13 protein-coding genes and 1 tRNA gene are annotated in these 12,345 nt (G+C 69.9%); 5 read left to right on the forward strand and 9 right to left on the reverse strand.

What is annotated here, in order from left to right:
• Nucleotides 1-29 precede the first annotated feature (29 nt).
• From OO67_RS01670 to OO67_RS01685, 4 genes are all read right to left on the reverse strand, one after another.
• Nucleotides 30-1,379, reverse strand: a complete 1,350-nt coding sequence (locus OO67_RS01670) for a class E sortase (RefSeq protein WP_033296744.1) — start codon at nucleotides 1,377-1,379, stop codon at nucleotides 30-32.
• Entirely contained in the window at nucleotides 1,376-2,014 is a 639-nt protein-coding gene (locus OO67_RS01675) for an aminodeoxychorismate/anthranilate synthase component II (protein ID WP_033296745.1), read from the reverse strand. The genes OO67_RS01670 and OO67_RS01675 overlap by 4 nt, the downstream gene beginning before the upstream one ends.
• A complete protein-coding gene (locus OO67_RS01680) occupies nucleotides 2,011-2,199 on the reverse strand; it encodes a hypothetical protein (RefSeq protein ID WP_033296746.1) in 189 nt (62 codons plus the stop codon). The genes OO67_RS01675 and OO67_RS01680 overlap by 4 nt, the downstream gene beginning before the upstream one ends.
• Before the next feature lie 140 nt (nucleotides 2,200-2,339).
• Entirely contained in the window at nucleotides 2,340-3,065 is a 726-nt protein-coding gene (locus OO67_RS01685; protein WP_033296747.1) for a DUF881 domain-containing protein, read from the reverse strand.
• Between the two features lie 178 nt (nucleotides 3,066-3,243).
• Between OO67_RS01685 and crgA the strand changes: the two genes are divergently transcribed.
• Nucleotides 3,244-3,498: a cell division protein CrgA gene (crgA, locus tag OO67_RS01690; RefSeq protein WP_033296748.1), complete on the forward strand. Its 255-nt coding sequence runs from the start codon at nucleotides 3,244-3,246 to the stop codon at nucleotides 3,496-3,498.
• 242 nt (nucleotides 3,499-3,740) lie between these two features.
• Here the strand turns inward: crgA and OO67_RS01695 are convergent, their stop codons facing one another.
• Nucleotides 3,741-4,655 (reverse strand): rhomboid family intramembrane serine protease, encoded by a 915-nt coding sequence (locus tag OO67_RS01695; RefSeq protein ID WP_033296749.1) that lies wholly within the window; start codon nucleotides 4,653-4,655, stop codon nucleotides 3,741-3,743.
• A 157-nt stretch (nucleotides 4,656-4,812) separates the two neighbouring features.
• Nucleotides 4,813-5,340, reverse strand: coding sequence for a peptidylprolyl isomerase (locus OO67_RS01700; protein WP_033296750.1), 528 nt, complete (start codon nucleotides 5,338-5,340; stop codon nucleotides 4,813-4,815).
• Nucleotides 5,341-5,686: 346 nt separating this feature from the next.
• Between OO67_RS01700 and OO67_RS01705 the strand changes: the two genes are divergently transcribed.
• On the forward strand, nucleotides 5,687-6,412 hold the full coding sequence (locus OO67_RS01705; protein ID WP_033296751.1) for a DUF5324 family protein: 726 nt from the start codon (nucleotides 5,687-5,689) through the stop codon (nucleotides 6,410-6,412).
• A 195-nt stretch (nucleotides 6,413-6,607) separates the two neighbouring features.
• Here the strand turns inward: OO67_RS01705 and bla are convergent, their stop codons facing one another.
• Together bla and OO67_RS01715 are read right to left on the reverse strand one after the other, a co-directional pair.
• Nucleotides 6,608-7,552, reverse strand: coding sequence for a class A beta-lactamase (gene bla, locus OO67_RS01710; protein ID WP_051709065.1), 945 nt, complete (start codon nucleotides 7,550-7,552; stop codon nucleotides 6,608-6,610).
• 54 nt (nucleotides 7,553-7,606) lie between these two features.
• Nucleotides 7,607-9,205, reverse strand: coding sequence for a penicillin-binding transpeptidase domain-containing protein (locus OO67_RS01715; RefSeq protein ID WP_382056144.1), 1,599 nt, complete (start codon nucleotides 9,203-9,205; stop codon nucleotides 7,607-7,609).
• 275 nt (nucleotides 9,206-9,480) lie between these two features.
• Here OO67_RS01715 and OO67_RS01720 point away from each other — a divergent pair, with 275 nt between their 5' ends.
• Both OO67_RS01720 and OO67_RS01725 read left to right on the forward strand, forming a co-directional pair.
• Entirely contained in the window at nucleotides 9,481-10,353 is an 873-nt protein-coding gene (locus OO67_RS01720; RefSeq protein WP_033296753.1) for a LysR family transcriptional regulator, read from the forward strand.
• The gene (locus OO67_RS01725) at nucleotides 10,350-11,264 is read left to right on the forward strand and encodes a serine hydrolase (RefSeq protein WP_033296754.1); all 915 of its coding nucleotides are present in this window, start codon (nucleotides 10,350-10,352) and stop codon (nucleotides 11,262-11,264) included. Before OO67_RS01720 ends, OO67_RS01725 begins: the two co-directional genes overlap by 4 nt.
• Nucleotides 11,265-11,475: 211 nt before the next feature.
• Here the strand turns inward: OO67_RS01725 and OO67_RS01730 are convergent.
• Nucleotides 11,476-11,548: transfer RNA gene (locus OO67_RS01730), tRNA-Ala, on the reverse strand.
• Between the two features lie 170 nt (nucleotides 11,549-11,718).
• Here OO67_RS01730 and OO67_RS01735 point away from each other — a divergent pair.
• Nucleotides 11,719-12,267: a helix-turn-helix domain-containing protein gene (locus OO67_RS01735; protein ID WP_033296755.1), complete on the forward strand. Its 549-nt coding sequence runs from the start codon at nucleotides 11,719-11,721 to the stop codon at nucleotides 12,265-12,267.
• The last annotated feature ends 78 nt before the right edge of the window (nucleotides 12,268-12,345 follow it).

Consider the following 12,345-nt stretch of genomic DNA (forward strand, 5'->3'; position numbering starts at 1 on the left):
GTCCCTGTCGTGATGTCGTCCAGCCCGCGTCAGCCGACGAGCGCGTCGGGCTTCCCCTTGCTACGCGGCCGTTCGTCGACCATTTTGCCCCACACGATCATTCGGTACGTACTCGTGAATTCCGGCGTGCACGTCGTGAGTGTGATGTACCTGCCGGGACCGGTGAAACCGGACCCCGGCGGCACTTCGTCGATCACGGCCACGTTGGACGGCGACGTCTGCGGAAGGATGCTGGCCATCTCGTACGTGTAGTAGGCGTCCTGCGTCTCGATCACGATCGGATCGCCCGGTTCCAGCCTGTTGATGTAGCGGAACGGCTCTCCGTGGGTGTTGCGGTGACCCGCCACGGCGAAGTTCCCCTGCTTCGCCGACGGCATCGCGGTCTTCAGCTTGCCCTCGGCATAGTGACCGATCATGCCGCGGTCGAGGACCTTCTCCTTGTCGATGCCCTCGGCGATCGGTGCGACCACGTCGAGCTTGGGGATGTGCATGATGGCGAACCCCTGACCGGGTGCGAAAACACCCGGGCTGCGCTCGCCGTTCGCCCAGTCGTCCTGGATCTTGTTCGTCTCCCGGCCGGCGATCTGATCGGCGCGGATGTTGGTCCACCACAGCTGGTACGTCACGAACAGCAGCATCAGCACACCGAAGGTGATGAACACTTCACCGACGACCCGGCTGGCGACGACGGCGGGGCTGTCCTTCGCGGCACGGGCGGCGCGACGGGCCTCCAGCCGCGACATCGGGGCCGCGGGCTCCGCCGGCGCTCCGGCCTCCGCGGCACGCCGGGGTTCGCCCCTCCGTCTGCCTCGCCCTCGGGCCGCCCTGCGGCGTTCGGCCCGGCCGCCCGTGGACGGAGGCTCCCCGCCCGTGGACAAGTGGCCGAGGGCGGGTTCCGGGGCGTCGGAGCCCGCCGGCCGCGCCGCCCTCCGGGTGTCGGCGGTCCGCAGGGCGACGGTCTCGTCGCCCTGGACGGGACTGACGTCGGTGACGGACCGCACGGGGCCGGGGGCAGGAGCTCCCGGAACCGGGGCGGGCGCTCCCGGGCCGGGTATCACGGCCGTCCCCTGGACGGTGCCGGCCGCAGGGCCTGATTCCGGCCCCTGAGGCCCGTACCAGTCCCTCCGATACCCCTCCGGGTCGTACCACTCGCCCGAGGGCTCCACAGGCTCCTGAGCCGCCGTACGGGGCGTCTGCCGCGCTACGTCGTCGGGCTGGCCCGTCTCCGCCCGGAACCAGGGCGAGGTGTGCTGCCCCGGCAACGGATCGTTCAGCGGATCCGCGAGCTGTTCCACCGCCGCCTCGAACGTGCCGTCGGGCTCGGACGCTCCCTGCGCGTACGGGCCTTCCTGCCCGGCGTGGGGGCGGCGTGAGGTCACGCGACGGCCTTGCCCACCACCGGGGCGAGCCCCGTCGATCGCGCGACGGCACCCTGGTCACCGCACTGCTCCAGCCAGTTGGCGAGCATCAGGTGACCGTGCTCCGTGAGCACCGATTCGGGGTGGAACTGCACTCCCTCCACCGCCTGTTCACGGTGGCGGAGCCCCATGATGATGCCGTCGGCGGTGCGTGCGGTGACTTCCAGCTCCGGCGGTACCGTCGCCGGCTCGGCGGCGAGCGAGTGGTACCGCGTCGCGGTGAAGGGGGACGGCAGACCGGCGAACACGCCCTTGCCCTCGTGCTGCACGGGTGAGGTCTTGCCGTGCAGCAGCTCCGGCGCCCGGTCCACCACACCGCCGTACGCCACGGCCATCGACTGCATGCCCAGGCAGACGCCGAAGACCGGAACGCCGCTTCGCGCGCAGTGGTGCACCATCTCGATGCAGACGCCCGCCTGCTCGGGTGTACCGGGACCGGGCGACAGCAGGACCCCGTCGAAGCCGTCGTCGGCGTGTGCCGTGGTCACCTCGTCGTTGCGCACCACCTCGCACTCCGCACCGAGCTGGTAGAGGTACTGGACGAGGTTGAAGACGAAGCTGTCGTAGTTGTCGACGACGAGAATGCGAGCGCTCACCGGCCGGCCCCCGCTCCGCCGGTTCCCGCGCCGTCCACCGTCACATCACCGAACGGCAGCAGCGGCTCCGCCCACGGGAAGACGTACTGGAAGAGCGCGTAGACCACGGCCAGGGCGAGCACGAGCGAGATGAAGCCCCGCACCCATGCGTTGCCCGGCAGGTGCCGCCAGATCCAGCCGTACATGCTGTTGCCTCCATTCGGTACGGCACCAGACTAAACGGCCGGGGCACAGGCGTGGGTCAGCTGTGGAAAGCCGTCTGCCAGGCGTCCGTCACAGTCCCGTCCGCCCTTCACGAGGTCCGCCGACCGGGGAGTCCGGCGCACTACTCCACAGGCTGTGCGTAATGGAGGTCGACGGTGCCGGAATAGCCGGGAAGCGTACGCTTGTCGTCCTCTTCGACCTTCCATCCCAGTCCGTACGCCTTGACGTACAGCTGGTAGTTCTGGATGGCCGCGGAGTCGGTGAGCGCCTGCCTGAGCTTCTCCCGGTCGCCGACGGCGGTGACCTTGTACGGCGGCGAGTAGACCCGCCCCTGCAGGATCAGCGTGTTGCCGACGCAGCGCACCGCACTGGTGGAGATCAGCCGCTGGTCCATCACCTGGATCCCACGGGCCCCGCCCTCCCAGAGGGCGTTGACGACGGCCTGCAGGTCCTGCTGGTGGATGACCAGGTCGTTGGGCTGCGGCTCGGGATACCCCGGATTGGCGGTGGCGTTCGGCGGGGCGTCGTTCAGCGTGACGGCAAGCGCCTCACCGGTGATCTCCGTGGTGCCCGCGGCCTTCTCCAGCGCGTCGAGTTTCGCGTCCTCGGCACGGGTGCTCCCGTCGTCGCGCCGGGCGAGCGTGTCGATGTCCGCACGCACGGAAGCGGTCGACTCGTCCAGTTCCGCGTTCTTCTCGCTGCGCTGCTGAATGAGGTCGGAGAGCTTCAGCAGCGACGAGTCGGTCCGGATGTCGGTGCCCTTGGCCGTGTTGGCACTGGTGACGAAGATCAGACCGGCCAGGGCGAAAACGGCAGCGGTGAGGCCTTGGACCGGCCATCGGGACATGCGCCCGGCCGGGCCTCGAGGAGAGTCGGCAGAATTGCTCAACGTACCCTTATCTCCTTAGGCGCCACGGAAGCACTACGCTAACGGACGCCCTGGGGAGGCAGCATTCCCCCTCGCGCCCCGGCGCCAGCCACAGATCACTGCGCGGTCACGCAGCGCATCGACAGGAGAGTCCCTCGTGCCGAAGTCACGTATCCGCAAGAAGGCAGACTTCACGCCTCCGCCGGCCAAGCAGTCGACGAGCATAAAGCTGACCAACCGCAGCTGGGTGGCGCCGGTGATGCTGGCGCTCTTCCTGATCGGCCTGGCCTGGATCGTGGTCTTCTACGTCACCGAGGGCGACCTGCCGGTCGATGCTCTCGGGAACTGGAACATCGTGGTGGGCTTCGGCTTCATCGCCGGTGGCTTCGGGGTCTCCACACAGTGGAAGTAGCTCTGCCCTGAAGTTACCCACAGAGTTATCCACAGGTAGGGGAAAAGGTCAGACGATCTGTGGATAACCTCCCTCGACGTTGACGCCGGTGTGACTACACACTTACGCATCGCGAGACGGTACGCCCCTTGTCCTGACTGGGAAAACCCAGTTCAGCGACAAGGGGCACATCTGTTCCACACGTCATGCACAAGATCCGGCACCCTCTGTGGACAACCGCTGCCCGGACCGACGGATGTCGCTCAGGTGAGCGCGGCGGTCCTGACGAGGACCGCGACCACGATCACCACGAGGACGAGCGCGCAGGCGCCGTACTGCACGGCGTTCCGGCGCTCGCGCGGCGCGTGGACCATGGCGATCGCGATCAGCGCGCCCGCGACCAGTCCCCCGACATGCGCCTGCCAGGCGATCGCACCCCACGGGTTGAAGGTGAAGATCAGATTCACCACGAGCAGTGCGATCACCGGTCGCATGTCGTAGTTCATCCGGCGCATCAGCACGGCCGTGGCACCCAGCAGACCGAAGACCGCGCCCGAGGCACCGAGCGAGCCCTGCGCGGGGTCGGCGATCCAGTAGGTGAGCGCGCTGCCCGCGAGCCCTGAGAGCAGGTAGAGCGCGAGATAGCGGGCACGGCCCAGAGCGGCCTCCAGGGGCCCGCCGAGCCACCACAGCCCCAGCATGTTGAAAGCGATGTGCCACACCTCCTGGTGCAGGAACATCGACGTCACCAGCCGGTACCACTGCCCCTCCGCCACGCCTTCCAGACCCGCCGACGGATCGCCCGAGTAGGCCCGGCCGAACAACAGCAGGTCGTCGACCAGCGGATACTCGGACTGCCTGGCGATCAGGACCGCGACGAAGACGGCGAGATTGATACCGAGAAGGATCTTGGTGACCAGCCTGGGGTCGTCCGCGACGCTTCCCCCGGCCAGGGTCCGCGGCCGGTTCGGCGCGCGGTGGTGGCCCGAACCGGAACCTTCACGGACGCACTCCGGACAGTGGAAGCCCACCGAGGCTTCGACCATGCAGTCCGTGCAGATCGGCCGCTCGCACCGCGTGCAGCGGATCCCCGTCTCCCTGTCCGGATGCCGGTAGCACGTGGGTGGGCCGCCCGCGGCCGCGGACCCGTCCTGGTCTTCCGGCGGCTGCTGGTCCATCGGTCACGGCCCCTTCGGTCCTCGTCCCGCGGAGGCGGCACACATGCCACCGCCCCACTCGCCCGTTATGTAACAGTACGGACGAGCAGGGCGGTTGGTTCCCGGCGAGGAGGCGGCCCGTCAGGTCAGCGGCCCGGAGGGCCGGCCGCCCTCCAGGTCAGCGGGTCTCGATGACGACCGACTCGATCACCACGTCCTGAAGCGGCCTGTCGGTGCGCGGATTGGTGGGAGCCGCGGCGATGGCGTCCACGACCTTCTTGCCGGCCTCGTCGGCCACCTCGCCGAAGATCGTGTGCTTGCCTGTCAGCCAGGCCGTGGGCGACACGGTCACGAAGAACTGTGAACCGTTGGTGCCCGGACCGGCGTTGGCCATCGCCAGCAGGTACGGCTTGTCGAACGCGAGGTCGGGGTGGAACTCGTCGCCGAACTCGTACCCGGGGCCGCCCGTGCCGTTACCCAGGGGGTCGCCGCCCTGGATCATGAAGCCGCTGATGACGCGGTGGAAGACAGTGCCGTCGAACAGCTTCTCGGTGGACTTCCTGCCCGTCTCCGGATTGGTCCACTCACGCTCCCCCTTGGCTAGCTCGACGAAGTTCCTGACCGTCTTGGGCGCGTGGTTCGGCAGCAGCCGGATCTCGATGTCGCCCTGGTTGGTCCTCAAAGTGGCGTAAAGCTGCTCGGCCACGGTCTGCCTTCCCTAAGTCTCCGCTGATGACCACCGATCCTTGCATGCGGCACCCCCTCCGCAGCGCGGCCACGGCGTCGGCAGGAGCCCCACTCACCTCGTTGCCCGCTTTCCTGCACCCTTCCCACACGTCCTGGGGATCGACAGGGCCAGGTGCCGACGACACGGGGCGCGCCGACACGAACCGTGGCATCGTCGGCGACACACTCCTCTTGCACCGTATTGCCCGAGAATGACGTTCGTGACCCGGATGCCCGTCCCGCATGGCGCTCGTAGCCCCAGGGGGCATGATTTCGAATTGGGTGGATAGGCGGAGTACCTACCCGCCACCAAGGAGGAGGATCCCGTGACCCGCATCGACAGCGTGCGCGCCGCAACCTACTCGGCGAAGGACAGCGCGCAGCACGCCGCGGAAGTGGTGGCGCCCTACGCCGACACGGCCAAGGAACAGGCCGCGCACTACGCGCAGGAGGCTCGTGCACTGCTCGCGCCCAAGGTGTCGAAGGCAGCCGCGCAAGCCCGCGTCCAGTACGGCGCACACCTCGCACCACGCATCGAACAGGCACTGACCCATGTGCCTCCGAAGGTTGACGAGGCCGCACAGAAGGCCGCCATCCGGACGCGCAGCGCCGCCCGGACCGCAGCGGACTACACCGTCCCCCGCGTCGAGTACGCGGTGGCGGTCGGCCGGCCCATGGCCGAGGAGGCCACTGCCCGCAGCACGGCGGCCCTGGCCGCCCTCCGAGGCCAGGTCACGGCCAAGGAGATCCAGAAGCTCGTCAGGAAGCACGAGCGCAGGGCCAAGGCAGGGCGGGCGGCCAAGGGGTTCCTCGTGCTGGGTGCCCTGGCCGGAGCGGCCTTCGCCGCCTGGAAGTGGTGGGACAAGCAGGCCAACCCCGACTGGCTGGTCGAGCCGCCCGCCCCCACCGAGGTGGGAGACGAGCGCGCTCCGCTGACCTCCGTCGACGGCGACGGCCGGACCGTGCTCGACCCGGAGGTCCGGGCGAAGCAGGACGATGCCGAGGACGAATCGGACCAGGCGAACGGCAGCGACCGCGACGGTCGTCCCTGAGCAGTCCACTGCCGGCCCGGTCCACCCGGGACGGACGCCTGAAAGGGGCGCCGAGAGACCTCACGGTCTTCGGCGCCTCTTCTCTGTTCCACGTGAAACAGTGAAGCGGTCCTGTCCTGTTTCACGTGAAACAGGACAGGACCGCAGAAGCGTGCAGACCACACAGCAGGGCGGGTCCGTCACCGCACGGTGCGCTCAGACAAGGGCGTCGAAGGTGACTTCGGCGGCGCGGGCGAGGAGCGCGTCGTCGCGTTCGGCGTCCTTGGTGTCCCTGCGGGAGAGAACGGCGAGGGCAATGGGGGCGCGGTCCGGTGGCCAGACGATGGCGATGTCGTTGCGGGTGCCGTAGCCACCGGTACCGGTCTTGTCTCCCACCTGCCAGCCGTCCGGGGTACCGGCGCGGATGGTGTGGTCGCCGGTGGTGTTGCGCTTGAGCCAGTCGGTCAGCACGGCACGCTTGTCCGTGGGAAGTGTGGTGCCGAGGACGTACGCGCGCAGGTCGTCGGCGAGGGCGCGGGGCGTGCTGGTGTCGCGGAGGTCACCGGGTACCGCGTCGCTGAGCGCCACCTCGTAGCGGTCGCAGCGGGTGACGTCGTCACCGAGCCCCCGCAGGGCGTCCTGCAACCCCCGTGGGCCGCCGAGCTCCCGGAAAAGGAGGTTGGCCGCGGCGTTGTCGCTGTAGCGGACCGTGGCGTCGCACAGCTCGCGCAGACTCATTCCGGTGGCGACATGCCGTTCGGTCACCGGCGAGTGACTGACGAGGTCGTCACGGCCGTAGCGCACGAGCCGGTCGAGCTCGCGGAGCGAGTTCCTGTCCAGCACGGCGCCGGCCAGCAGGGCCTTACAGGTGGAGGCATAGGCGAAACGCTCGTCGGGCCGGTGGGTGACGGTCCGGCCGCTGCCTGTGTCGAGAGCGTAGACGCCCAGCCTGGCGTCGTACTTCCGTTCCAGCTCCGCGAACGCCCGCTCGGTACGGGGTTCGGCCGGGGTCGTGCGGGAGGGCGCGGAGGCGGACGGTGGCGGGCCGGGCGGCGGCGGACCGGATGAAGCCGGCTCGGCGCATCCTGGAAGCGTCGAGGCCGCGATCCCCGCCAGCGTGGCGAGGGCGGCACGGCGGGAGACTGTGGTGCGGGTACTCATGAGTTGCGGTCTTTCCCCTTCTGAGGTCTTCGTTCGGACCTGGCCGGCCTCTCCTCAGCCGGCCAGGTTGCGCAGAAACCGCTGGGCGACCGGCCCGGCGTCGGCGCCGCCGGACCCGCCGTCCTCAAGGAGAACCGCCCACGCGAGGTCGGAGTCACCCTGGTACCCGATCATCCAGGCGTGCGTACGGGGCGGTGTGCCGCTGCCGAACTCGGCGGTACCGGTCTTGGCGTGAGGCTGACCGGGAAGATCACGGAGGGCGTGGGCGGAACCGGAGGTCACCGTGGCGCGCATCAGCTCACGGAGCTCACGGGTGACGCCGGCATCCAGTTCCGCAGGAGCCCGGTGCTTCTTCTTCACCGCGTCCGGCACCAGTACGGGCTGGCTGAACGTCCCGCTCTTGACGGTGGCCGCGACGGACGCGATCACCAGCGGAGACGCCTGGACGCGGGCCTGACCGATGGTGGCGGCTGCCTTGTCGTTGTCGCTCGTCGAGGCGGGAACGCTGCCGTCATAGGTGGTGGTGCCCACGTCCCAGCTGCCTCCGATCCCGAAGGCCTGGGCCGTGTCGCGCAGCTCGGTGTCGGAGAGCCGGTCACGGGCCTCGACGAAGTAGGTGTTGCAGGACTGCGCGAAGGCGTCGGCGAAGGTCGAGCCGGCCGGCAGCTCGAACTGCTTCTGGTTCTCGAAGCGCTGTCCGTCGACATGCGCGAACTTCGGGCAGGGCGCGGGGCTTTCCGCTTTCGTTCCGCCTGCCAGAAGAGCCGCCGCGGTGACGACCTTGAAGACGGATCCAGGCGGGTAGCGGCCTTCGAGGGCGCGGTTGAAGCCACCGGGCCGGTTGGCCGCGGCGAGGATGTGGCCGTTGCGCGGATCTATGGCGACGATGGCCGCGTGGACCTCGGTCCCGGTGAGAGCATCGGCTGCCGCGCTCTGGACTCGGGGGTCGATGGTGGTGTGCACGGGACGGCCTTCGGCCGGGGCTCCCCCGGTGAGCTCCTTGACCGCTCGACCGCTCTGCCGGTCCGCGACCACCAGAGATCTGGCCGCCTTCCGGCCCCCCGACAGGGTCTTGTCGTAGCGTGCCTCCAAGCCTGACGCGCCCTTGCCGCTGACCGGGTCGACGGCCCCGACGAGACTCTCCGCACGGAGCGGGTCGCCCTCGGCGTCGAGGACCTGCGCCCTGGCGCCGGCGCTCTTGAGCGCGAGCGTCTGCCCCGACGCCAGTTCCGGATGGATCAGCGACGACGTGAACTCGACCTTCCACGTCCCCGACGCGTCACTCACCTGCGCGTGGGAGCGCCAGGTGACGTCGCCCGCGCCCGGTACCGCCATGGTCACGGTGAAGAGGAAGCGCGCCTTCCCTTCCCCTCTCATCCGGCCCTCGCCGTCGTCGATGGTGGTTCTCGACGGCTTGAGGTTGGTCAGCACGGACGTGAGAAGCGATGCCGACCCGTCAGGTGTGTCGGTGTAGCTCGCCGCCTTCGGCGCGTCATGCCCTGCCCACGCGGCCAGGAATGCCGCCAGGGGCTCTCGGGCTGCCGCCACTTCCGCGTCTTGGTCACGGGTATCGGTGCTCACGTAGGCGAAGGCTGCATAACCCCCTGCCGCCAGCACGAGAAGGGCCGTGGCGATGCCGAGCGGGCGCCGCACGCGCCGCGTCCGCCCCCGCGGCGGCGTGGAACCGTACCTGCTGTCGTCACGCGTCACAGTGTTCTCCGTTCCGGGTCGGGCCTGATCAGCTCGCCGGAATCGGTCCCCCGGCGTCGGAGGGGTGCCTGCGCGCGCCGGCAGCCCGGCCGACGGCCCACCGAGGCCCGCCCGCCTTCCCCCTTTCCGGAGTCAAGCCCGCCCTTCCGCCGCATGTCGAATACGATCTCGGCATCACGCTGATTCACAGGCTGTATCGCCGCACTTCAGGAGGGTGAGTGCTGACGGAACGGCATCTCGAAATCTTCGTCGCGCTGGCGGAGGAGGAGCACTTCGGAACCGCTGCTCAACGAGTGGGCATCACCCAGCCGCCTCTGTCACAGGGCCTGCGCCGGCTGGAAGCCCTGCTGGGGGTCCGCCTGTTCGACCGCGAGAGGGGAGTCTCCCTCACCGAGGAGGGGACGCTGCTCCTTCCCCACGCCCGTAGGGCGCTGGCCGCACTCGCGGAACTGCGCGAGACCGGTGCCCGCGAGCACGCCGACGGCAGGCGCCTGCGGCTCGGGCTGACTCCGGAGGTGCCGACCGCCCTCGCGGCCGACGTGGCCGCCTCGCCGGTCAGGGCCGGTGAACACGCACGGATCGGCATGGTGACGGCCTCGACCGCAGTGCTCCTCAACGACGTGGCGGCCGGCCGGCTCGACATCGCCGTGATCCGCCATCCCTCCGTGCTGCACGGGCTCGCCGCAGGCCGGGTGATCCTGCTGCCGACCTGGATCCTCGCCCCCGCAGGGCTCGGTGACGCCGGGGACGCCCTCGTGTCGCGTCTGCCCGTTGCCGTACGGCCCCGTGCCGAAGCGCCCGCGGCCCACGACCTCTTCGTCGACACCCTGGCCAGCCGCGGCCGCCGGGTGGAGACCGTGGTGGTCGCCGACGAACGCGCCGGGCTCGCGCTGGTGGCGGCGGGTCAGGCGGTGCTGGTCACGGCGGACGCCGCGCTGACGGCAACGGAGGTCGAGCGGCGGACGGCCCACGATCCGCCGCTCCCGCTGCGCCTGCGGGTGGCCTGGGACCCACGGCGCCCGGGGGCGGAGGAGACCGCTGAGACAGCGCGACTGATCGAGGAAACCCTGACCCGGACGGTGGCGAAGTGAGCGGTCGAAGGAGCGGCGGCAGTGCGGAGCGGGCCATCCGCGGCATGTTCGACGACGCGGGTGTCCGAGGCTGGCTGCACGTGGCGGAGCTGAACAGTCCGTCGGCCCGGGTGACCGTCGACCCCGGCGAGCAGCTGCCCATGGGGTCGGTCTACAAGGTGCCTCTGATGGTCGCCTTCTGCCGCCTGGCGGACGCGGGGCTGATCGATCCGGGGCGCAGGCTGACGCTGGAACCCGGCGAGCGCGTGCCCGGCCCGACCGGCATCTCGATCCTGCACGACAGCGTCACGATGTCGCTGCGCGACCTGGTGGTGCTGATGATGACGATCTCCGACAACACCTCGGCCGACGCCGTTCTCCGGGCCGTCGGCGCGGAGGTGGTCGACGCCATGTGCCGGGACCTGGGCATGCCCGACACCCATATCCGCGGGGGAGTCGTCACCACGTTCAGCCGCCTGGTCGCCGAGACGGGCGCCCCCTCCCTGGACGCCGCCCTGGCACACGTGGCGGACAACGACACCGTGGTGCCCCCGGGGGTGTACGACCCGGCGTTCAAGGCCTCCACCACACCGGCGGACATGGCACGGCTCCTGCGGGCGATCTGGACCGGGCGGGCCGCCTCGGACGAGCGCTGCGCCTTCATGCGCGACGTGATGCGCAGGCAGCCGTGGACGCACCGGCTCGCGTCCGGATTCCCGTACGACGACGTCACCGTCTACGGGAAGACCGGCAGCTTCGGAGCCCTGCGCCACGAAGCGGGCGTCGTGGAACTAGCGGACGGCAGCACCTACACCGCCGTGGTCTTCACCCAGGCCGCCCGCTCCGACGCCAAGCTGCCGCGCGCCGACGCGGTGATCGGCGCCGCCGCCCGGACCGCCGTGGAGGAGCTGCGGGGACGTCAGGGCACCTGACCTCCGCGGCCCCGGCCGTAGGCGGCCCCGGCCGGGAGGCCGGCCAACCGTCTGACGGGGGTGGGGCCCGGAGGGGGGCGCGCCTTCACGGTGCAAACCCCTCGGAGGAGCAGGGGCCTCCGATGACATCGAGGGCATCCATGCGCCCCCGACGGGCACGAAGAATGCCCCCTGAACCTGCGTTTCCGCAGGTTCAGGGGGCATTTCGTCGTGGAGCCTAGGAGATTCGAACTCCTGACATCTGCCTTGCAAAGGCAGCGCTCTACCAACTGAGCTAAGGCCCCGAAATGCGGACACCACAGGACACATCCATGCCGCGCCGTCCGTCGCAGAACAGAGTACCGGGTGACCCCCCTGATCCTGCAAAAGGATTGGGACTCCCGGCCCGCAACCGCTCTCCGTAAGATGCACGACGAGGTTCGCAGCAGCGAAGCCGCAGCGAAGGGGAGACGCAATGGACGCAGCGCAGCAAGAGGCGACGGCTAGAGCCCGGGAGCTCCAGCGCAGCTGGTACGGAGAGCCGCTGGGGGCGCTCTTCCGCAGGCTGATCGACGACCTCGGTCTCAATCAGGCACGCCTCGCGGCGGTGCTGGGGCTGTCCGCCCCGATGCTCTCCCAGCTGATGAGCGGACAGCGGGCCAAGATCGGTAATCCCGCGGTCGTCCAGCGGGTCCAGGCGCTCCAGGAGCTCGCCAGCCAGGTCGCGGACGGCAGCGTCAGCGCGGGAGAGGCCACCGACCGGATGGAAGAGATCAAGAAGTCGCAGGGCGGCTCGGTCCTGACCAACACCGGCCAGACCTCCAGCACCGGTGGCGCTCCCACCGTGCGGCGTGTGGTCCGCGAGATCCAGTCGCTGCTCCGGTCGGTCTCGGCGGCCGGCGACATCATCGATGCGGCCGACTCCCTCGCCCCGGCCCACCCCGAACTGGCAGAGTTCCTCAGGGTGTACGGAGCGGGACGCACCGCGGACGCGGTCGCGCACTACGAGGGTCACCAGAGCTAGGACGGGACCTCCGGGGCCCCGGGGGCCGCCCCGGGGCGGCGGAGCCGTGGCAGTATCCCGGCAGCCGGGGCACGAACC

Origin of the sequence: Streptomyces atroolivaceus, assembly GCF_000717025.1 — a bacterium.
In the GTDB taxonomy this organism is placed as follows: Bacteria; Actinomycetota; Actinomycetes; order Streptomycetales; family Streptomycetaceae; genus Streptomyces; species Streptomyces atroolivaceus.

Excerpts from the sequence above, each read along its gene's own strand:
- OO67_RS01680 (WP_033296746.1), bottom strand. The coding sequence starts at position 2,199 with ATGTACGGCTGGATCTGGCGGCACCTGCCGGGCAACGCATGGGTGCGG.
- OO67_RS01685 (WP_033296747.1), bottom strand. The coding sequence starts at position 3,065 with ATGTCCCGATGGCCGGTCCAAGGCCTCACCGCTGCCGTTTTCGCCCTG.
- OO67_RS01695 (WP_033296749.1), bottom strand. The coding sequence starts at position 4,655 with ATGGACCAGCAGCCGCCGGAAGACCAGGACGGGTCCGCGGCCGCGGGC.
- bla (WP_051709065.1), bottom strand. The coding sequence starts at position 7,552 with ATGAGTACCCGCACCACAGTCTCCCGCCGTGCCGCCCTCGCCACGCTG.
- OO67_RS01735 (WP_033296755.1), top strand. The coding sequence starts at position 11,719 with ATGGACGCAGCGCAGCAAGAGGCGACGGCTAGAGCCCGGGAGCTCCAG.